Annotated in this window: 21 protein-coding genes; 8 read left to right on the forward strand and 13 right to left on the reverse strand. The window is 61.1% G+C overall.

Annotated features, from left to right (window positions below):
* Positions 1-4 precede the first annotated feature (4 nt).
* The 6 genes from BN1139_RS21560 to BN1139_RS00500 form a co-directional block, all read right to left on the reverse strand.
* Positions 5-151: a hypothetical protein gene (locus BN1139_RS21560; RefSeq protein WP_005337933.1), complete on the reverse strand. Its 147-nt coding sequence runs from the start codon at positions 149-151 to the stop codon at positions 5-7.
* Positions 148-837 carry a M15 family metallopeptidase gene (locus BN1139_RS00485; RefSeq protein WP_013723942.1) on the reverse strand — a complete coding sequence of 230 codons (690 nt, stop codon included), beginning with the start codon at positions 835-837 and terminating at the stop codon, positions 148-150. The genes BN1139_RS21560 and BN1139_RS00485 overlap by 4 nt, the downstream gene beginning before the upstream one ends.
* On the reverse strand, positions 834-1,961 hold the full coding sequence (gene dapE, locus BN1139_RS00490; protein ID WP_013723941.1) for a succinyl-diaminopimelate desuccinylase: 1,128 nt from the start codon (positions 1,959-1,961) through the stop codon (positions 834-836). Before dapE ends, BN1139_RS00485 begins: the two co-directional genes overlap by 4 nt.
* Positions 1,962-1,980: 19 nt before the next feature.
* Positions 1,981-2,331 carry an ArsC family reductase gene (locus BN1139_RS00495; protein ID WP_005337930.1) on the reverse strand — a complete coding sequence of 117 codons (351 nt, stop codon included), beginning with the start codon at positions 2,329-2,331 and terminating at the stop codon, positions 1,981-1,983.
* Between the two features lie 141 nt (positions 2,332-2,472).
* Complete coding sequence (locus BN1139_RS21235) at positions 2,473-2,637, reverse strand: hypothetical protein (RefSeq protein WP_155396127.1); 165 nt, start codon at positions 2,635-2,637, stop codon at positions 2,473-2,475.
* Between the two features lie 12 nt (positions 2,638-2,649).
* On the reverse strand, positions 2,650-2,964 hold the full coding sequence (locus tag BN1139_RS00500; protein WP_005337929.1) for a hypothetical protein: 315 nt from the start codon (positions 2,962-2,964) through the stop codon (positions 2,650-2,652).
* Between the two features lie 285 nt (positions 2,965-3,249).
* Between BN1139_RS00500 and dcuC the strand changes: the two genes are divergently transcribed.
* Positions 3,250-4,626, forward strand: coding sequence for a C4-dicarboxylate transporter DcuC (gene dcuC, locus BN1139_RS00505; protein WP_005350454.1), 1,377 nt, complete (start codon positions 3,250-3,252; stop codon positions 4,624-4,626).
* A 134-nt stretch (positions 4,627-4,760) separates the two neighbouring features.
* Positions 4,761-5,900 (forward strand): M20 family metallopeptidase, encoded by a 1,140-nt coding sequence (locus BN1139_RS00510; RefSeq protein ID WP_013723940.1) that lies wholly within the window; start codon positions 4,761-4,763, stop codon positions 5,898-5,900.
* A gap of 137 nt (positions 5,901-6,037) precedes the next feature.
* Here BN1139_RS00510 and BN1139_RS00515 read toward each other — a convergent pair whose 3' ends face one another.
* From BN1139_RS00515 to asnS, 4 genes are all read right to left on the reverse strand, one after another.
* Positions 6,038-6,694 carry a Dph6-related ATP pyrophosphatase gene (locus BN1139_RS00515; protein ID WP_005350462.1) on the reverse strand — a complete coding sequence of 219 codons (657 nt, stop codon included), beginning with the start codon at positions 6,692-6,694 and terminating at the stop codon, positions 6,038-6,040.
* A gap of 174 nt (positions 6,695-6,868) precedes the next feature.
* The gene (locus BN1139_RS00520) at positions 6,869-8,212 is read right to left on the reverse strand and encodes an anaerobic C4-dicarboxylate transporter (RefSeq protein WP_005337916.1); all 1,344 of its coding nucleotides are present in this window, start codon (positions 8,210-8,212) and stop codon (positions 6,869-6,871) included.
* A gap of 374 nt (positions 8,213-8,586) precedes the next feature.
* On the reverse strand, positions 8,587-9,342 hold the full coding sequence (locus tag BN1139_RS00525) for a substrate-binding periplasmic protein (RefSeq protein ID WP_005350464.1): 756 nt from the start codon (positions 9,340-9,342) through the stop codon (positions 8,587-8,589).
* A 110-nt stretch (positions 9,343-9,452) separates the two neighbouring features.
* The gene (asnS, locus tag BN1139_RS00530; RefSeq protein WP_005337914.1) at positions 9,453-10,853 is read right to left on the reverse strand and encodes an asparagine--tRNA ligase; all 1,401 of its coding nucleotides are present in this window, start codon (positions 10,851-10,853) and stop codon (positions 9,453-9,455) included.
* A gap of 200 nt (positions 10,854-11,053) precedes the next feature.
* Here asnS and BN1139_RS00535 point away from each other — a divergent pair, with 200 nt between their 5' ends.
* Positions 11,054-11,398, forward strand: a complete 345-nt coding sequence (locus BN1139_RS00535; RefSeq protein WP_005350469.1) for a hypothetical protein — start codon at positions 11,054-11,056, stop codon at positions 11,396-11,398.
* Positions 11,399-11,407: 9 nt separating this feature from the next.
* On the opposite strand, the gene BN1139_RS00540 is transcribed toward BN1139_RS00535, so the two are convergent.
* Both BN1139_RS00540 and bioA read right to left on the reverse strand, forming a co-directional pair.
* Complete coding sequence (locus BN1139_RS00540; RefSeq protein WP_005350472.1) at positions 11,408-12,220, reverse strand: HAMP domain-containing protein; 813 nt, start codon at positions 12,218-12,220, stop codon at positions 11,408-11,410.
* A 176-nt stretch (positions 12,221-12,396) separates the two neighbouring features.
* Positions 12,397-13,671: an adenosylmethionine--8-amino-7-oxononanoate transaminase gene (gene bioA, locus BN1139_RS00545; RefSeq protein WP_013723939.1), complete on the reverse strand. Its 1,275-nt coding sequence runs from the start codon at positions 13,669-13,671 to the stop codon at positions 12,397-12,399.
* 193 nt (positions 13,672-13,864) lie between these two features.
* On the opposite strand from bioA, the gene bioB reads away from it, so the two are divergent.
* The 5 genes from bioB to htpX all read left to right on the forward strand — a co-directional run bounded on the left by bioB (position 13,865) and on the right by htpX (position 18,677).
* Positions 13,865-14,953 (forward strand): biotin synthase BioB, encoded by a 1,089-nt coding sequence (gene bioB / locus BN1139_RS00550; protein ID WP_013723938.1) that lies wholly within the window; start codon positions 13,865-13,867, stop codon positions 14,951-14,953.
* Positions 14,950-16,146, forward strand: a complete 1,197-nt coding sequence (bioF, locus tag BN1139_RS00555; RefSeq protein WP_041915418.1) for an 8-amino-7-oxononanoate synthase — start codon at positions 14,950-14,952, stop codon at positions 16,144-16,146. The genes bioB and bioF overlap by 4 nt, the downstream gene beginning before the upstream one ends.
* The gene (gene bioC, locus BN1139_RS00560; protein ID WP_013723936.1) at positions 16,139-16,954 is read left to right on the forward strand and encodes a malonyl-ACP O-methyltransferase BioC; all 816 of its coding nucleotides are present in this window, start codon (positions 16,139-16,141) and stop codon (positions 16,952-16,954) included. Before bioF ends, bioC begins: the two co-directional genes overlap by 8 nt.
* Before the next feature lie 59 nt (positions 16,955-17,013).
* Positions 17,014-17,691, forward strand: a complete 678-nt coding sequence (gene bioD, locus BN1139_RS00565) for a dethiobiotin synthase (protein ID WP_005337893.1) — start codon at positions 17,014-17,016, stop codon at positions 17,689-17,691.
* Positions 17,692-17,804: 113 nt separating this feature from the next.
* On the forward strand, positions 17,805-18,677 hold the full coding sequence (htpX, locus tag BN1139_RS00570; protein ID WP_005350490.1) for a protease HtpX: 873 nt from the start codon (positions 17,805-17,807) through the stop codon (positions 18,675-18,677).
* A 77-nt stretch (positions 18,678-18,754) separates the two neighbouring features.
* Here htpX and BN1139_RS00575 read toward each other — a convergent pair whose 3' ends face one another.
* Entirely contained in the window at positions 18,755-20,467 is a 1,713-nt protein-coding gene (locus tag BN1139_RS00575) for a methyl-accepting chemotaxis protein (protein WP_005350493.1), read from the reverse strand.
* Positions 20,468-20,608: the final 141 nt, after the last annotated feature.

A 20,608-nucleotide genomic window follows, 5' to 3' on the forward strand; every position in this document is an offset into this window, starting at 1 on the left:
GGATTCAGTCGTCCTCGTCATCCTTCACTTCGCGGATCTTGTCCTTGTAGTTGGGCAACTGCTTCTCCAGCCGTTTCATGTCTTTGATGGCATTGAGAAACAGCCCGAGCAGGAACAGCAGCGGCAACCCTATCCACAGCCAGAGATTCATGGGATTTTCCTTTCGTCAGGACAGGTGGTGACATAACGGGCCAAAATTTCATCAAGGTTGGCCAATATGGTCGACTTGCCTTCAATATCCACCTGTTGCAGGCAAAGCGCCAGTGCCGCGGGATCGAGTCGCTGCTCGTCGGACTCCAGCGAGAAGCTGATATGCCAGGGCTCGTAGGCGACCCCGCTCTCTGCCCCGAGCGGCTTGGCATAAGGGAGGAAGAAGCCGAAGTCGCTCATATGATCGCTGAGCCACTCGCTGAGATCCGCAAACCAGCCCCCGGCTTCATACTCCCACGGCTCCAGTGCCAGTTTGGTATCGGCAGGCAAACAGTCCGGGTCGTAGATATCGAGATCGGTGCCCCAGTGGTGACGGCTGGTGCCGGGCAGAGCGCTCCAGCGCAGGATGGCGTGCAGCCGCTCCTCATCGCCGAGTTGCAGGGCATCGATGGGCTGACTGTTGGCATCGAGCAGAGGGCGTTCGCCGCGCCACTTGCCATTCCAGATGGCGAGCTGGCGCTCGAAGCTGCGCCAGCTGGAGGCCGCCTGCAGGTTGAATCCCTCATAGGCGGCTGCCACCTGCATGTCGTTGAAGGCCGCCGCGGTGGCGGCAGTCAGACGATGGGGGCCGCGCCCCACCAGAATAAGGTGGCTTTCGTCGAGCCCCAGCAGTTGTTCCTGCGTCATGCCAGCAATCTCTCGAGCACCCCTTGGTACATGTCGGCCAGCAGATCCAGATCGTCCGCCTTCACGCACTCGTTCACCTTGTGAATGGTGGCGTTGACGGGGCCAAGCTCAATCACCTCGGCGCCAGTGGGGGCGATAAAGCGCCCGTCGGAGGTGCCGCCGGTGGTGAGCAGGGCCGGTCGCTGACCGTTCACCGCCTCGATGGCCGCCACAGCCGCATCGAGCAGCGCGCCGGTGTCGGTGAGGAATGGCTGGCCGGAGAGGGTCCAGCTCAGCTGATAATCGAGGCCATGTCTATCCAGCAGCGCTTCGACCCGCTCACGGATATCCATGTCGGTCAGTTTGGTGCTGAAGCGGAAGTTGAACTGCACCTGCAACTCGCCCGGAATGACGTTGGATGCACCGGTGCCGGCCTGAATGTTGGCGATCTGGAAGCTGGTGGGGGGGAAGTAGGCGTTACCCTCATCCCACACGGTGGCAGCGAGTTCCGCCAGCGCTGGCGCGGCTTTGTGAATGGGGTTGTCCGCCAGATGGGGATAAGCCACATGGCCCTGCACCCCGCGCACCAGCAGATCGCCGGTGATGGAGCCGCGGCGGCCATTCTTCACTACATCCCCGACCACGGCGGTGGAGGAGGGCTCGCCGACGATGCACCAGCGGATCTTCTCGTTGCGGGCCTCCAGGGTGTCGATCACCCGGGTGGTACCATTGATAAAGGGCCCCTCCTCATCGGAGGTGATGAGAAAGGCGATGGACCCGGTGTGATCCGGATGCTCGGCCACGAAGCGCTCGACCGCCACCACCATGGAAGCCAACGAGCCCTTCATGTCGGCGGCGCCGCGCCCGTAGAGCACACCATCCTTGATGGTCGGCTCGAACGGCGGGGTGTGCCATTTGTCCAGCGGCCCGGCGGGCACCACGTCGGTGTGGCCAGCGAAGCAGAACAGCGGCCCCTCGCTGCCGCGGCGGGCCCAGAGGTTGGTGGTGTCCTCAAACACCATGGGCTCGATAACGAACCCGATCCTGGCGAGGCGCTCCGCCATCAGGGTCTGGCACCCTTCATCGAGGGGGGTAACGGAGGGGCGGCGGATCAGATCCTTGGCCAGTGCGATGACATCCGACATCAGTTGTCCTTAGTTGTCCTTAACGGGAGAAGAGGGATTGGTAGTGATCAGCCTTGAAACCCAGGGTCAGTTCGCCGTCACGGTCGAGCAGCGGGCGCTTGATCATGGCCGGATGTTCCAGCAGCAGGGCGCGCGCCTTGGCGGTGTCGAGCCCCTGTTTGGCCTCATCCGGCAGGGCGCGGAAGGTGGTACCGCGACTGTTGAGCAGGGCTTCCCAGCCGAGTTTTGCCAGCCAGCTGTCCAGATCGTCCGGGTTCAGGCCGTCGGCGCGGTGGTCGTGAAAGCGGTAGTCGATACCGGCCTCATCCAGCCACTTGCGGGCTTTCTTGATGGTGTCGCAGTTCTTGATGCCATAAAGGGTGATGGCCATGGGGAGTCCTTCTCTTGTGTGCGCTGGCCGTGGGCCGCGTCCCGAAAATCCGAATCAACACAGTGCAAGAGCCCGATTCTGGCATTGTGGCAATCCCATGGCAACGCCGATGGTCCGGCTCGCGGGTTTTACCGGAACTGGTCACACCTGAACGGCGATTTTGAGATCAAGATCAGAAGCGGTGCGGCGGGTATGCCCGATGGGGCGGTTATTGCGGGAGAAGAGCCGCTTTTGCAGGAGAAAAAGAGAAAGGGCAAACGCCAGATAGCCAAAACGCGCCAGCGGGCGCGTTTTGGTCGGCATCATCAAGCACCTCAATCAGTGCAGGGTGGTCCACTCATGGTCAAAGACCCGGGCCCGTTCCCAGGGTGCATCAGGCAGGCTGGAAGAGAGGCCAGTGTATTTGCCCACGTCGTCCACCACGATGGCGGAGAGGATCGGCAGGTTGTTTTCGGTGCAGTACATGCGGATGCGTTGCAGCAGGGTGCGCAGTTCATCCTGGCACTGCTCCAGCCCGGCCTGCTTGGCCAGTTTGGAGTAACGAATGGTAGTGCGTTCCTTTGCAGACTCGACGAGGATGTCCCACAGCTTGTAGTCGCAGGTCGAAGCACCTGCGGTGGCTTGGCTTGTCATAACTCTCTCCGGCGCGAAATGGTCGCTATGTGTCGAAGCGCATCTTCGCCAGTTCGGCGCCGTCATATGTTGATCCAACGCAAAAAAGAGGGGAGTCGCGTCACACAATTCCCGGATATGGGGTGATAAAGGTTTTCCGGCAGTTGAAATAACGAAAAATTGTTACATGGCCGACATATTATGCTAATGAATCACGGTGACGGCACCTTTATTGATAGGGATCAAAGGCAAACAGTGGTCAGATCACTAGATTTCGCTCTTCGATAAATTTATCAGGAGTGAATATTGGAACTTTTATTCGTCTTGCTCGTTCTGGTCGCCGTGGTCTACGGCATTATCAAGGATTACAACCCGCAGGCGGTGCTGGCGCTGGCGGGCATGGCCATTTTTGCAGTGGCCTACTGGTTGGGGCTGCACCCCATTCTCCCCGCTGACAAGAGCACCGGCTTCGCCCTGTTCGACCTGTTCGAAGTGTTCAAGGGGATCTTCTCCTACCGCGCGGCGGGCCTCGGCCTCACCATCATGGCGGTGGCGGGTTTTGCCACCTACATGTCCCATATCGGGGCCTCCCAGGCGCTGGTGCGGGTGGCGGTCAAACCGGTGGCAGGCATCCAGTCCAGCTACCTGATGCTCTCTATCTGTTATCTGGTGGCGGTCTTTGTCTCCCTGTTCGTTACCTCCGCTACCGGCCTTGGCCTGCTGTTGATGGTCACCATGTACCCGGTGATGCGCAACCTCGGCATCAGCCCGGCCTCCGCCTGTGGCGTCATCGCTACCTCACAGGCGTTTGAAATTGGCCCGACCCAGACCAACGCCATCTTCTCCGCCGGTCAATCCGGCATGGATCCGACCAGCTATTTTGTCGACTACCAGATCTGGCTGGTGGCCCCCATGCTGCTGGTGACCATGGTGCTGCACTTCTTCTGGCAGCGTCACTGCGATCGCAAGGATGGCTGGGATCCTGCGCTCCATCGTGGCGATCACGCCGAGCTGGACGAGCAGGGCACCGAGAGCGTGCAGGCGCCCACCTGGTATGCCCTGCTGCCGATCATCCCCTTCGTGCTGATGATGACCTTCTCCAAGCTGCTGGTGAGCGACATCAAGATGAGCGTGGAGGTGGCCATGCTGCTGTCTGTCTTTATCGGCATGCTGTGCGAGCTGCTGCGTAGCCGCTCGGTGCGTACCGCGTTTGCCGGGCTGTCGAGCTTCCTCGACGGCATGGGCAAGGTGTTTGGCCCCGTGGTGGCGCTCATCGTCTGTGCCGAGCTGTTTGCCGAATCCCTCAAGGCCATCGGCGCCATCGATACCCTGCTGCACTCTGCCAGCAATGCCGGTATCGGCAGCGGTCTGATGACGCTGGTGATGGTGGCGCTGATCATGGTGGCGGCGGTCATCATGGGCTCCGGCAATGCGGCGTTCCTCAGCTTCTCGACCCTGGCTCCGGCGGTGGCAGCCAAGTTTGGCGTACCTGCGGTGACCATGCTGCTGCCGATGCAGCTCGCTTCCAGTATCGGCCGTACCGTCTCTCCCATCGCGGCTGTGCTGATCGCCTGTGCGGGGATTGCCAAGGTATCGCCCTTTACCGTGGTCAAGCGCACCAGCGTGCCGATGGCGGGGGCGCTGGTGACGGCGTTGACCCTCAACTATCTGCTGTTTATGTAGTGATGTGGGTTATGTAGTGGTGTTTGGAATTTACCGGTCGGGCGGGTAGCATGGCTGCCCGCCTTTTTCTCACTGTGTCGCTTTGTTGCAATAGACGATCGGCCATCAACGCTGATTGTTGCATGGAGAAGATAATGACAGTTGTAAAGAGCCCGTTTTCCCTCGATAGCTATCTGGCCGATCTGGCCCCGCTCATCAACCTCGATTGCGGTACTCGCACCCCGGCCGGGGTGGCGAAAGTGGCCGACATCATGACCGAGAAATATGAGGCCATCGGCTGGCAGGTGACTCGCCACCAGTTTGCTGCCGAGTGCGGCCCCTGCCTCGAGGCAACCAATGCGCCGGGTGCCGATCACTACGATGTGATGCTGTGCGGCCACATGGATACCGTCTTCCCCGAGGGGACGGCGGCCAAGCGCCCGCTGAAAATCGAAGGCAATCAAGCCTTTGGTCCCGGTGTGTCGGACATGAAGAGCGGCCTGCTCTCTATCTGGTATGCCCTCAAAGAGATGGATCCGGCATTGCTTGCCAAGCTCAAGGTGCTGGTCTGCTACAACTGCGACGAAGAGATTGGCTCCCCCTGGTCGAAAGATTGGCTGGTGGAGAAGGCCAAACAGAGCGGCTGCGTGCTGGTGGCCGAGGCAGCCCGTCCCAACGGGGATCTCATCAGCGCCCGCAAGGGCAATGCCAAGTACCGCATCACCTTCCACGGCAAGGCCTCCCACGCCGGTTCGGCGCTGACCGAAGGGATCTCTGCCATCACCGAGCTGGCGCATTGGGTGCTGGCCATCAACGAGCAGGTCAACATGACCACGGGCACCACCATGAACGTCGGCGTGGTACAGGGCGGCACCGGTGTCAACGTGGTGCCGGACTTTGCCGAGGCGATCGTGGATTTGCGCTTCTGGAGTAACGAAGAGGCTGCTGCGGTGCACGACCGGCTCACCTTTATGGCCAACAACCCCTTCCTCGCGGGTTGTCGGGTCGAGGTGGATCGCCAGACCTTCAAGCCGGCGATGCGCCCGAGCGGTGACACCGAGGCGCTGATGGCGCTGGTGGAGGCGGCAGCCAAGGAGGAGGGGATCCCCTTCAACTGGCTGGAGGCCGGTGGCGGCTCGGATGCCAACTTCACCGCCGCCGCGGGGGTGCCGTCGCTGGATGGTTTCGGCCCCATGGGCGGCGGTTTCCACTCGGAGGCGGAATTCCTGCTGCTGGAGAGCATCGAGCCGCGCATCCGCCTGTTGCAGCGGGTGCTGGGCAAGTTGGTGAAATAAACTGGTTTATCCCTTGTTCGGGTCGCCATGGCCCGTTCAAAACTGGTCCGCTCAAATCCAAACGGGAGGCTGTTGCCTCCCGTTTTTTTATCTCGATTTTTCGCGCGCTAAGTGAGTTGGCTGCTTGCTTGAGGCCGTTACCCCTGCGGTTCGGCCAGATAGGCCAGGTGATCCTGGCGCGCCACCAGCCAGCCATCGAGGCGCAGCGGGGCGGCAAAGCCCGGGCCGTCGGTCACCATGGTGTGGTACTCCCCCTGCTCGCCGCTGGCATCGAAGCCCTCGCGCTCGGCCAGTTGTTGCAACTCGGCGAGGGTGGCGGCATCGAGGGTGCGCCCAGTCCACTCGGGGGCCAGTACCCGGGTATCGACGCAGGAGAGGTGGGCGACGATGCCGCGTGCCAGCAGATCCGCCAGCAGTGCCTCGCGGGAGAGTTGCCAGAGCGGCGTATGCACGGTGATACCAAGCGGGCGGCAGCGCTCGCGGATCCAGTTAGGCGCACCGCCCACGTTGTCGATATCGCCGGTCACCACCCCATCGAGTTGCCACTCCTCTTTGAGCCGTGCCAGTGCCCGCTCATAACCGAGACCGAACGGCGCTTCTATGGTGACCAGCAGATGGGGCAGCCCGAGGGCTTCCGCCTGACGGCGCACCAGCGGCAAGGGGTGAGCGAGAAATCGGGGTTCTGGCGGCGCAAAGGTGGCCAGTGCCACCACCTGATGGCCCGCTTGGCGGGCATGACAGAGGGCCAGCATGGCATCTTTGCCACCGCTCCAGAGCAGGATGACGCGAGACATGGATGAGATTCCGATGGTGAACGAGGAGGCATGCTACCCAGCGGCGGGGGCAGAGGTAAAGGCATGGTGTCCGGAAATGGCGGCGGGGAAGTGGTTGAGGTAACTGAGCGGGGAAAAAAGCAGGCCCCCGAAGCGGGGGCCTGTATTGCAATAGCGTGGTAAACGCCGCTGCGATTAGAGCAGGATGCTGGTGAGGATAAAGCCCAGCGAGCAGGAGGTCACCACCCCGATCAGCCCCGGAATGATGAAGCTGTGGTTGATGATGAACTTGCCGATGCGGGTGGTGCCGGAGCGGTCGAAACCGATACAGGCCAGGTCGCTCGGGTAGGTCGGCAGCACGAAGTAGCCGTAGCTCGCCGGCAGGAAGGCGATCAGCAGCTTCGGCTCGACACCCAGCGCCAGACCCATGGGGGCGATGGCGGTGAGGGCGGCGGCCTGGCTGTTTACCAGCTTGGAGATGAGGAAGAGCACCAGGGCGTAGGTCCAGGGCTGGGCCTGTACCACATGGGCCAGAGTCTCTTTGAGCAGCGGCATGTGAGCCTGGAAGAAGGTCTCACTCATCCATGCCACCCCGAATACGGAGAAGATGGCGACCATGCCTGCCTTGAAGACGGCACCGTTGGCGATCTCGCCCGGCTTGACCTTGCAGCGCATCAGGATGATGGCACCGGCGATCAGCATCATCATCTGGATCACCAGGTTCATGGAGAGCGGGCCAGTTTTGTCCTTGATGGTGAACACCGGACGCAGACCTTCGTTGGCACCGAGCAATACCACGGCAGCGATGGCGGCGAAGAAGATCCAGGTAGACCAGTAGGCCTCTTTCGGGAACTTGGTGTTGAGCAGGGTTTCACCACCGCCGTAGATGAAGGCACGCTGCTCCGGATCTTTGATCTTGGCCTGGAACTCTTCGTCCTTGTCCAGATCCTTGCCGCGACGCAGGCTCCACAGGGCTGCCACGATGACACCGGTCAGGGAGGAGGGGATGGCGATCATCAGGATGTCGAGCAGGCCGTAAGCCTGACCGATACCATGACCGGCCGCCAGAATGGAGACCATGGAGACCACGGCAACGGAGACCGGGGAGGCGCAGATGGCCATCTGGGAGGCAACGGAGGCCACTGCCATCGGGCGCTCGGGACGGATGTTCTTCTGCAGCGCGATGTCAGCGATGATGGGGAACATGGTGTAGACCACGTGGCCGGTACCGCACAGGAAGGTGAGGGTCCAGGTCGTGAGCGGCGCCAGGATAGTGATGTATTGCGGGTGACGGCGCAGCAGACGCTCGGCCACTTGCATCATCAGGTTGAGGCCACCGGCAGTCTGCAGGGTGGCGGCACAGCCGATCACCGCCAGAATGGTCAGCATTACCTGAACAGGCGGTTCGCCCGGCACCAGGCCGAAGACGAAGGTCAGCAGGAAGAGACCGATACCACTGATGAGACCGAGTCCCATGCCCCCAAAGCGGGTACCCAGCAGCAAGCAGCCGAGTACCACTAAAAATTCCATCAAGATCATTCCGTTACCTCGTGTGATTCAACCCATATTGCCGCGGGTAGCCTGAACCATGAATTGTCATTGTCTGTTTTATTTAGCCCAAAAGGGTTAGTTGCTATTCTGCTCCCCTGAAAAAGTGAAAAAATTGAGTTACTTCAATAACTCGATGAATTTTTGATTAAACCACTTAAAAACCACGTACTAACAAAAACATTATTTTTGTCACCAAGTGGTATCACTCGGGGCCAAGCCATCCGGTGGTCATGGTGGCAGCACAGAGCGGCAACAGGGCTGCAGGGGAGGGGCATAAAAAGGGCTCGATGGCGGCAGAATAGGGTGAAAAAGCCAGCGCTCAGGCTATTTTTGCCAGCAAGGGCTGACTTCAGCGGGTTGGCTCACTTGGCCGCAGGTGCTTGCTGCAGATAGCGGCGCTGATAATCCTCGCTCAGCTTGGCAATATCCAATCTGGCAATGGCCTGCGCCACCCGTTGCTGCAACGCCTGCTGATCGGGGCGAAACATGATGTGCAGGCTCTTGTGTTCGAGGATCTTCGGGTGAAATTGCAATCCGGCGCTGCTCAGCTTGCGATCATGGTTGATGAGCCAGTGGAAGACATCCCGATCGATCACCGCCAGATCGAGCCGGTCGCGCTGCAATTTGCGCAGGTTGAGCAGGTCCGCATCGACGGCGGCAGTGTTGAGGCGCTTGCTGGCCATCAGAGCATCGAATTCCTGGGTGTTGACGTACGCCTCCACCACGCCGATCCGGTAGGGGGCGAGATCCGTGAGCTGCTGCCAGGGGATGGGGGGGCCTGAGCGCTGCGCCATGCCCAGCACGCTGTCGCCCACGCTGGGGGAGCTGCGCCACAGGGTGGGCAGGGTGTCGGAGAGGTACTCGGGAAAATAGCCGCTATAAGGCTGGGTCGGGTCGGCCGCCAGGCGCACTGCCCGCTGCCAGGGGTAGAAGTCGAACGTCACTTCCAGTCCCGCTTCGGCAAAGGCGCGTTTGACAATATGACCGGTGAGGCCGCCATCGGGCAGGCTCTGGCTGGTGTAGGGGGGCCACTCCAGGGTGGTCAGACGAACGGGCTCGGCCCACAGTTGAACAGGCATGCAGGACAGCAGTAGCGAGAGCAGCAGGCGATATCCCATAGGCGACGAGTTCCTTGTGCCGGTTGATCCTGAGTATCACCCATAACGGTGACAATAAAAAAGCCGACCTACAGGTCGGCTTTTGCAATGCAGTGGCAAGATGCCGCTGATCAGAACTCGGCGGTACGCGGAGTACGCGGGAACGGGATCACGTCGCGGACGTTGCCCATGCCGGTCACGTATACAACCAGACGCTCGAAGCCCAGACCGAAGCCGGAGTGCGGCACGGTACCGAAGCGACGCAGGTCGCGATACCACCAGTAATCTTCCTTGTTCAGGCCCATCTCGGCCAGACGGGCATCCAGCACGTCCAGACGCTCTTCACGCTGGGAACCACCGATGATCTCGCCGATGCCCGGTGCCAGTACGTCCATCGCGGCAACGGTCTTGCCGTCGTCGTTGAGGCGCATGTAGAAGGCTTTGATATCTTTCGGGTAGTTCTTCACCACCACCGGAGACTTGAAGTGCTCCTCGGCCAGATAGCGCTCGTGCTCGGAGGAGAGATCGATACCCCAGGAGACCGGGAACTCGAACTTCTTGCCGCAGTTTTGCAGCACTTCGATGGCGTCGGTGTAGTCGATCTGGGCGAAGTCGGAGGAGACGAAACGCTCCAGACGGCCGATGGCATCCTTGTCCACGTGCTGGGCGAAGAACTCCAGATCGTCGCGACGCTCGGTCAGTACGGCGTTGAAGACATACTTCAGCATGGCTTCGGCCAGTGCGGCGTTATCTTCCAGATCGTTGAAGGCCACTTCCGGCTCAACCATCCAGAACTCGGCCAGGTGGCGGCTGGTGTTGGAGTTTTCAGCGCGGAAGGTCGGGCCGAAGGTGTAGACCTTGGAGAGGGCGCAGGCATAGGTTTCGGCGTTCAGCTGGCCGGATACGGTCAGGAAAGCCTCTTTGCCGAAGAAATCTTCGTTGTAGTCCACCTTGCCGGCGTCGGTGCGCGGCAGGTTTTCCATGTCCAGAGTGGAGACGCGGAACATCTCGCCGGCACCTTCGGTGTCAGAAGCGGTGATGAGCGGGGTCGCAACCCAGAGGAAACCCTCTTCGTGGAAGAAGCGGTGGATGGCTTGCGCCAGGCAGTGACGAACGCGGGTCACGGCGCCAACGATGTTGGTGCGCGGGCGCAGGTGGGCCTGTTCACGCAAGTATTCGATGCTGTGGCGCTTGGCAGCCATCGGGTAGGTGTCCGGATCTTCGACCCAGCCGACTACCTTCACCTCGGTCGCCTGCAGTTCGAAAGCCTGGCCGCTGCCCTGAGAGGCGGCAACCACGCCGGTCACTTCCACGGAGCAGGCAGTGGTCAGACGCAGCACTTCATTCTCGTAATTGGCCAGGGTATTGGGGACAACTGCCTGTACCGGATGGAAACAGGAGCCATCGGAAATGGCCAAAAATGAGATCCCCGCCTTGGAATCACGGCGAGTCCGGATCCACCCTTTGACAGTTTGGGTGGTGCCGACCGGATACTTACCGGCCAGCACATCTACTACGGATGCGTGCGTCATCGAAATATTGTCTCCAGCTTGTTCTTGCAGCGCTATTTGCAACACTAGGGAGTCTGGCCCGGGCACAGATGGCCCACCATGGCAGACTAAGCCGTCAATCTTACCCGCGCGGGTTTGATAAACAAGCAAAAATGTCGGACTCTGGTGGGGTTTTCGGCATGGTTCACTCAACAAGAGTGTCACGGGCGCAGGAGAGGTGGGTGAAAGATCGGCGGCATGGGCCAGATTGGCTGACACGGGTGTTGCAGGGGCTGGTGATGCTCTGCTGGGGCGGCTTTATCGTGCTGCTCTCCCTTTACCACTATGCCCGGCCCGAAATTGCCTACGGTTTTCTGGTCTATGGCGGGATCGAGGTGCGCGATTATTGGGACCCGTCCCTTACCCCCTGGCTGGTCTACGGGCTCTGGAGCTGCTGCGCCCTGACGCTGGCGGTGTTGCTGCTGGAGCGCAAGCGCAGCCGCCGTCAGGATGACTCCCGGCATGTCAATCTGGCCATCCTGCTATTGGTGCTGATCGCCAGCTTGCTCTTCTACTACGTCGGTTAAGCGTTCGTCTTAGCGGGGCTGATCCGGTTCCTGCCTGCTGGCCTTGGTGCGCTTGCCGAGTTGGCGCTCCACGCTGTCGAGCATCTGGTTGTAGGCCACCGCCACCCGGCCAATCTCGTCGCCGTCATCCCCCTCCAGCCGGTGACCGAAGTCGTGCAAGTCAGTCGCCTCTTCCATTGAGCGGGTCAACTGGTTGAGAGGGCGCACGATCCAGGTGCGGATGACCCAGAGGGTCAGCAGCAGTCCCATCCCGAAGATGCCGGTGAGGATCAGCGCCGAGGTGAGAATATTCTGCTCGACCCGGGTAAACAGCGAATCGAGGGAGTAGTCAAAGCGCACCGCCCCTAACACAGTGTTCTCCGGCACCAGATGACAGCTGGTGCAGTCGGTGCCGCGAAAATCCTTCTTGGCCAGCAGCGGTCGGGTCACCACCAGACGGCTGTGCATGCCATTGTGCACCACCTCCAGGCTCCCTTTGCCCGCCAGAGCCAGCTCATCAAACTCATCCTTTACCTGCTCTGTCTCCCGTCCCGGCCCGAACTGTTTGCTCACCGCGTCGCCACGGACGATGCGGGCATCCTCCACATGGGCATGGTCGAGAAACTTGCCGCGCAGGGTATCGCGGGCATCCATCTTGCCGGTCAGCATCAGCATGTTGAGGCCATCGAAATAGGCTTCGGTCTGCTCGCGGCTCTGCTCCTTGATGAGGGTCAGGATGAGATCGCGCTCGCGCACCGCCTGATAGGCTGCGGAGAAGACCAGTACCATGGAGAAGATGAAGAGCAGGAAAAAGTTGATTTTGGCAGCAATGGAGAGGCGCATGAGCAGTCTTTCTTGATGGTAAAACCACAGCAGTTTACCCCTCTTGGGGCCTCAGGTCTGGTGTTTTGCTCACATTACGGCAAGTGAAAGCGCACTGAAGTGGATAAAGTTGCCCTCTTTATATATCAAATGCGGGTAGTCAAACGGGCGGCAGCGATGGCCGCCCGCTGCATGCCTTAAAACTCGCCTTCGGTGATGGCCTGACGGATGGCGCCGGTCAATACCCGCAGCTCTTCAGGGGTGATGACGAACGGGGGCATCAGGTAGACCAGCTTGCCAAAGGGGCGGATCCAGGCGCCCAGTTCGACAAACTTGCGCTGGATGCGCGCCACATCCACCCGCTCTTTCATCTCCACCACCCCGATGGCGCCGAGCACCCGCACATCGGCGACCGCCGGGTGCAGGGTCAGCTCTACCAGTTCTGTTCGCAGCTGATGCTCGATGGCGCGCACTCGCTCCTGCCAAGGTGAGGCCAGCAGCAGATCGATGGAGGCGTTGGCCACCGCGCAGGCAAGCGGGTTGCCCATAAATGTGGGGCCGTGCATAAAGACGCCAGCCTTGCCGTCACAGATGGTGCGGGCGACATGCTCGGTTGTCAGGGTCGCCGAGAGGGTGAGGTAGCCGCCGGTAAGCGCCTTGCCCAGACACATGATGTCGGGGCTGATCCCCGCCCAGTCGCAGGCAAACAGCTGGCCGGTGCGGCCAAAGCCGGTGGCAATCTCGTCAGCAAGCAGCAGCACGCCGAATTCGTCGCACAGGGCGCGCACCCACTGCAGGTAGCGGGGGTGATAGAAGCGCATGCCGCCAGCGCCCTGCACTATGGGCTCAAGCACGATGGCGGCGATCTCCTCGTGATGATCCGCCATGAGTGTCGCCAGCTCCACCACGCACTGCTCGTCCCACTCGGCGTGGAAGCGACAGCTGGGCGCATCGACAAAATAGTGTTCCGGCAGAAACCCCTTGTAGAGCTCGTGCATGCCGCCATCGGGATCGCAGACGCTCATGGCGCCAAAGGTGTCGCCGTGATAGCCGCTGCGCAGGGCGACAAACTTGGCTCTGGGCGTCCCCCTGGCGTGCCAATACTGCTGGGCCATCTTGAGCGCCACTTCCACTGCCACCGAGCCGGAATCGGCCAGAAATACCCGATCAAGCCCCTTTGGAGTGATCTCCACCAGCTTGCGGCAGAGCTCGACCGCCGGGGCGTGGGTGAGGCCGCCAAACATCACGTGGGACATCTTGCCGAGCTGGGCGGTGGTGGCGGCGTCCAACTCCGGCACCTGATAGCCGTGCACGCAAGCCCACCAGGAGCTCATGCCATCCACCAGTTCACGGCCGTCGCTGAGAGTGATCTTCACCCCTTTGGCGCTGGCCACTTCATAGCAGGGCAGGGGGTGAGTGAGGGAGGTATAGGGGTGCCAGATGTGGTGCAGGTCGAACTCTTGATTGGTCATTTGTTGTTCTGTTGTCAATTGGTTTGATCTGGTCGGTGTTGACAGTCTACGCGTGCTCTCTACACTAGCCAACAATTTCAGCCACTTGGCACTGCGCATCACCCTGAGCGCGCGGGCCTGGCGACGGGTTTTGTGGCCGTCCATCCCAAGATGGCGGGCGCAGGATCCCACTAATAACAACCGGAAGCCATGTATGAATGCTCTCACCGCGGGCGGTCACGCCCTTCGTCATGACTGGACCCTCGCCGAGGTTCAGGCCCTGTTTGCCCTGCCGTTCAACGATCTGCTGTTTCAGGCCCAGACCGTCCACCGCGCCTACTTTGACCCGAATGAAGTGCAGGTGAGTACTTTGCTCTCCATCAAGACCGGCGCCTGCCCGGAAGATTGCAAATACTGCCCCCAGAGCGCCCGTTACCACACCGGGCTCGAAGCCGAGCGGCTGATGGAGGTGGAGAAGGTGCTGGAGCGGGCCCGCGAAGCCAAGGCCAACGGCTCGTCACGCTTTTGCATGGGGGCCGCCTGGCGCAATCCCAAAGAGAAGGACATGCCCTACATCATCCGGATGATCGAGGAGGTGCGCGGGCTCGGTATGGAGACCTGCATGACGCTGGGGATGCTCACCGCAGATCAGGCGGCCCGTCTTGGCGCTGCGGGGCTCGATTACTACAACCACAACCTCGACACCTCGCCGGAGTTCTACGGCGAGATCATCTCCACCCGCACCTATCAGGACCGGCTCGATACCCTGGAGCATGTGCGCGGCGCGGGCATGAAGGTCTGCTCCGGCGGCATCGTCGGTATGGGCGAGCAGGCGAAAGATCGGGCGGGCCTCTTGATGGCGCTGGCCAACTTGCCCCGTCACCCCGAGAGCGTGCCCATCAACATGCTGGTCAAGGTGAAGGGGACGCCACTGGAGAACGAAGAGAACCTCGATCCGTTCGAATTTATCCGCACCATCGCGGTGGCGCGGATCATGATGCCTGCCTCCCATGTGCGCCTCTCCGCCGGGCGGGAGAAGATGAACGAGCAGATGCAGGCGATGTGCTTTATGGCCGGGGCCAACTCCATTTTCTATGGCTGCAAGTTGCTGACCACCCCCAACCCGGACGAAAACAGCGATATGCAGCTGTTCAAGCGGCTCGGTATTCGCCCCGCCCAGCGGGCCCAGAAACCGGATCAGGTTCAAGAAGAGGAGCTGCTGGCCGAGGTGAGCCGCCAGAGCGAACCTGCCGAGATGTTTTATGACGCCACCCGCCCCCGTGCAGAGACTGCGCGGTCATGACTGGTCCTGCTGTAACGGGCCCCTTTGGGTTGGGCGCAGCGCTGGCCGAGCGCGAGCAGGCTGGCCTGCTGCGCAACCGCATCGCGACCGACGGGGCGAGTGGCGGGCGACTCAGGGTAGCGGGGCGAGACTACCTCAACTTTTCCGCCAACGACTATCTGGGGCTGGCTGATCATCCCGCCATCAAGGCCGCCTTCAACGCGGGGATTGAGCGCTATGGCACGGGCTCCGGCGCCTCGCCGCTGGTGACCGGTTACAGTCATGCCCACCAACAGCTTGAGGAGACCCTGGCCGAGTGGCTCGGGGTGGAGGCGGTACTGCTGTTCAACTGCGGTTTTTCGGCCAATCAGGCGGTGCTCAAAGCCCTGCTCGGCAAGGAACATCTGCTGTGGCAGGACAAACTCAACCACGCCTCTTTGCAGGAGATGGGCAGCCAGCTCCCTTGCAAGATGAAGCGTTTTGCCCACAACGATATGGCGGCCCTTGAACGGCAGCTTGAGCCAAATCGCGGGCTCATCGTCTCGGAGGGAGTGTTCAGCATGGACGGGGATCAGGCCCCCTGGGGTGAACTCGCGGCATTGGCAGCCCGGAGCGGCAACTGGCTGATGATCGACGATGCCCACGGCCTCGGCGTGCAGGGGCCCGAGGGGCGCGGCACTCTGGCGGCGCAGGGGGTTCCTCCAGCCAGCGTACACATCCAGATGGGCACTTTTGGCAAGGCGCTCGGGGTTGCCGGTGCCTTTGTCGGCGGCAGCCGCGAGCTGGTGGAGTATCTGGTCAACTTCGCCCGCCACTATGTCTACAGCACCCATATGCCCGCCGCGCAGGCTTGCGCGGTCAGCAAGAGCATCGAACTGGTGCGCGCGGCTGATAAGTCCCGCGCCCATCTTGGCCAGCTGATCGCCCGTTTCCGACAAGGGGCAAAGGCGCAGGGCTGGCTGTTGGGGGCGAGCGACACCCCGATCCAGCCGCTGCTGGTGGGGGAGAGCTTTGCTGCTTTGCAACTGGCCGAACGGCTGCGGGAGCGCGGCGTCTGGGTGAGCGCCATCCGCCCGCCCACTGTGCCGGTCGGTACGGCCCGGCTGCGTATTACCCTGAGTGCGGCTCACCGCGAGCAGGATGTAGATCGCCTGCTCGATGCCTTGGGGGTCTGCCCTGCAGCGACAACGCTTGGGGAGGCTCACTATGGCTGAGCGTTTTCAAACGGTCGACAAGGCGCAGCTTGCTCGCCGTTTCGGCGCCGCCGCTCGTCATTATGATGCCCACGCCCGCTTTCAGCAGGAGGTGGGTCAGGCGCTGCTGGAATGGATGCCAGACAGGCTGGTTGGCACTGAACTGACTGTGAGCGGGCTGGATCTGGGCTGCGGTACCGGCTTTTTCTTGCCCCAACTGGCGAGCCGTTGTCACCAGCTGGTGGGGCTGGATCTCGCCCCCGGCATGCTGGCGCAGGCCGCCTTGCGTGGCAGCGGCGCCCGCCTGCTCTGCGGCGATGCGGAGCAGCTTCCTTTCGCCGATAACACATTCGACTGGGTTTTCTCCAGTCTGGCGTTGCAGTGGTGCGAGCGTCCGGCCCAGGCTTTTGGCGAGCTGCTGCGGGTGGTCAAACCGGGCGGCCAGATCTTTTTCTCGACCCTGCTCGATGAGTCGCTCTGGCAGTTGCGAGCCGCTTGGCAGCAGCTTGATGGTCGCGCCCATGTCAATCGCTTCCTCAGCCTGCCACAATTGGAGCAGGCGCTGGCTAGCGCCGGGGTATCTGCTCCCGAGCTGCGTTGTATCACCTGGGATCTCGCCTATCTTGAATTGCCGCAGTTGTTGCGCGATCTCAAGGGGATTGGGGCCAATCAGGTCAATGACAATCAGGGGAGTGCCGCCCCGGCCGGTCTGAGCGGTCGCGCCAGATTGCAGCAGCTGACGCAGGCGTATGAGGCGTTTCGCCAGCCCGATGGCAGGCTGGTCGCCAGTTATCGGGTGTGCCTCGGCCGTCTCAGCAAGCCTCGCTGAGCGCCGGGAATCGCAGTGTGTGCAGGGTAGTCAATGGGCCCTGCCAAGGAGAGAACCGTATGAAATCATTCTTTATCACCGGCACCGATACCGATGTGGGCAAGACGCTGGTGGCGCGCACCCTGCTGCGCGAATTCAGCGCACAGGGGATCAAGTGCGCGGGTTACAAGCCGGTCTCGGCCGGATGTGCCCGCACTCCGGACGGGCTGCGCAACCTGGATGCCGTTCTGTTGCAGGAGGCGGCGAGTCTGCCGCTGCCCTATGAGGTGGTCAATCCGTTCGCCTATGAGCCGCCGATTGCGCCCCACATTGCCGCCAGCGAGGCGCGCCAGCCTATCACCATGCAGGGGTTGAGCGAGGGGCTACGCAAGATTGAACAGGCCGGGGCCGAGCTGGCGGTAGTGGAAGGGGCGGGGGGTTGGTATCTGCCGCTCGATCGCAAGCATCTGCTGTCGGACTGGGTGAAACAGGAGAACATGGCGGTGATCATGGTGGTGGGGGCCAAGCTGGGTTGCCTCAACCATGCGCTGCTCACCTTTGCCGCCATTCGCAATGATCAGCTGCCGGTGGCGGGGTGGGTAATTAATCGGCTCCATGGTTCCATGAGCCATTATCAGGAAAATCTGGACACCCTGAGGGGCTTGCTGCCAGCTCCCTTCCTCGGCGAAATTCCGTTTATAAACAATCCACTTGAAGCCGATTTGCAGGGGCGTCTCGATATCTCGCCGCTACTTTGACGGCATATTCAGCGAACATTCATCGAATCTCCCTAGAATGTCGACATTAACATGATCAGGTGGGGCTCCCGAGTGATCCCCGGTCATGTCCCTTATCTTCACAAGGAGTTTATATGAAGCGAATTATGCTATTCCTGGTGACCAACCTGGCCGTCATGCTGGTGCTGGGGGTGGTACTCAATATCCTGTTCTCGGTTTTGGGGATCAACAAGTCCAGCATTTCCGGGCTGTTGGTGTTCTGTGCCGTGTTCGGTTTTGGGGGTTCCTTTATCTCCTTGCTGATGTCCAAGTGGATGGCCAAGCGCAGCTATGGCGTCCAGGTCATCGAGCAACCCCGTAACGAGACCGAGCACTGGCTGGTGAGCACTGTGGCCCGTCAGGCCCGCGAAGCGGGTATCAAGATGCCGGAAGTGGGGATCTACGACTCGCCCGAGATGAACGCCTTTGCGACCGGCGCCCGCCGCGATGATTCGCTGGTGGCGGTCTCCTCCGGCCTGCTCTACAGCATGAGCCGTGACGAGGCGGAAGCGGTACTGGCCCACGAGGTGAGCCACGTGGCCAACGGCGACATGGTGACCCTGACCCTGATCCAGGGGGTGGTGAACACCTTCGTGATGTTCTTCGCCCGGATCGTGGCTGGCGTCATCAGCAACTTCTTCAGCTCGAATAATGATGAAGAGAGCAGCAGCACCGGCGGTTTTGCCTACATGATCACCGTGTTCGTGCTGGAGATGCTGTTCGGTATTCTGGCCTCCATCATCGTCATGTGGTTCAGCCGTCAGCGTGAGTTCCGTGCCGATGCAGGTGCCGCCAAGCTGGCCGGTCGTGACAAGATGATTGCCGCCCTTGAGCGCCTCTCCCGCGGTGCCGAGCCGCAGCTGGAAGGCTCCATGATGGCCTTTGGCATCAACGGCAAGCGCTCCATGAGCGAGCTGTTCATGAGCCACCCGCCCATCGAGCAGCGTATCGCCGCCCTGCGTGGTTGATAGATACTGAATGACGGGGGATAACCCCGCATAAAAAACGGCTGCCTTCGGGCAGCCGTTTTGCTTTTCAGCGTTTTTTAAAGCTTGAAATGCCCCATCTCCTGGCGCAGCACCCGTGACAGCTGCTTGAGTTTGGCCGCCTCTTGGGACACGTGGCGGGCGGCATCCCCCGATTGCTCGGAGAGAGAGGTGATGTTGCCGACGGTAGAGACCACCTCGTTGGCTGCGGTGGACTGCTCGCGCAGGGTGTGGCTGATCTCTCCCATCAAGCCGGTGAGGTTGGAGGCGTGGCTCTGGATGCTGGCGATCGCCTCGCCGGTCTGGTTGGCCAGCGTGACCCCGCGAGAGACGTTGTTGACCGTGTTCTCCATGCTGCGGATGGAGGCATCCGCCCCGCTCTGGATTTTGCTAATCATCCCGGTGATCTGTTGGGTTGACGCCGCCGAGCGGCTGGCCAGATTGCGCACCTCGTCGGCCACCACCGCAAAGCCGCGACCCTGTTCACCGGCCCGCGCCGCCTCGATGGCCGCGTTGAGGGCCAGCAGGTTGGTCTGATCGGCAATGCCGCGGATCACCCCGATGATCTCCGAAATCTGCTGGGTATGGCCGTTGAGCTCGGAGATGGTGCTGGCTGCATCCCCCACTGTGGTGGAGATATTCTCGATGCTGCCAAGCGTCTCTTTAATGACCCCTGAGCCCTCCTCCAGGGTATTGGCTGAGACCTTGCTCAGCTCGTCGGCATGGGTGGCATTGTCGGAGAGGTGACTGATGCTCACCACCAGCTCCTCGATGGCGGCGGCCATGGTCTGGGTGCTGGTTTGCTGATCGGTGGCAAACTGGGCAGTCTGCTCGGCGATCTGGGCGATGCTGTCGGCAGAGTGGGACAGCTCCTCGGTGGAGTGGGAGACCTTGGCGATGATCCCTTTGAGGGTGGTCTGCATACCGCCGAGCAGGCCGATCAGGCTCTCTTTCGATCCTGCCGGCACCTTGATGGGGCGCGAGAAATCCCCTTCCGCCATCATATGGAGATCGGTCTTGAGCTGTTCGACCGAGGTGCCCACCAGATCGAGCAGGGAGCGATAGGTGCGCCAGAGGAAGAACATCAACACCAGACCGAGGGCGATAAAGAGATAGCGCAGCATATCGGTATTGGCGATGGCGCTCTCGACTGCCTCGTGGTTGCGCTGCTCCATCATCACGTAGAAGTCATCGATGGGGGACATGATGCGCCCCTTGTTCTGGTGATAGGCCTTGTCATGCATCATGGCGATGGCTTTTTGCTGGTTGGCAACCGGATCGCCATCGGTCTGCTGCACCAGCTTGAAGGCGGCGACCTCGGTGTTGACCAGCGCATCCGAGTTGTTTTTGGCCTCGTTCAGTTTGGCGAGTTCGCCGTCGGTGAAACCGGCATCTTTCATCAGGTCGATCAGGCCACGGCGAACATTGCTGTCGGGGCGGGGATTCTGGCCGTTGGCGGCGACAAAGTCCCAGTAGATACGGTTGTAGCCATCCGGCCTCGGCTGCTCGCCGTTGCGAATGGCCAGGATCCGCATGTACTGCTGCTCGTAGGCTGGATCCTTGGTGATGACGTAGGTGCGCCCGAGTCGGGTCAGATCATCGGAGGATTGGCGCAGCTCATCGGCCAGCAGGTAGGAGACATATTGTTGTCGATAACTCTCTTCCAGTTGTTTACCCGCCCAGCTGTAGGCGAAAAACACCAGTGACAGCAGGATCAGGGTGATGACGGATAGCAGCAGGTTGAGCTGAAAGGCGGGCTTGTTCTGTTCCATGGTATGGGCGTCCTTTCCCTATGGCTGAGTGTCGTATGGAGCATCGCCAAGTCAATGGCTGGCAAGGCTTTTTGCTCTGAGAGTATAGGAAGGGAAACTCACTGATGAAGGCCGTGGGGACAAATTAAGGGCGGATCAGGT

Origin of the sequence: Aeromonas veronii bv. veronii (assembly GCF_000820225.1) — a bacterium.
Classification (GTDB): Bacteria; Pseudomonadota; Gammaproteobacteria; order Enterobacterales; family Aeromonadaceae; genus Aeromonas; species Aeromonas veronii.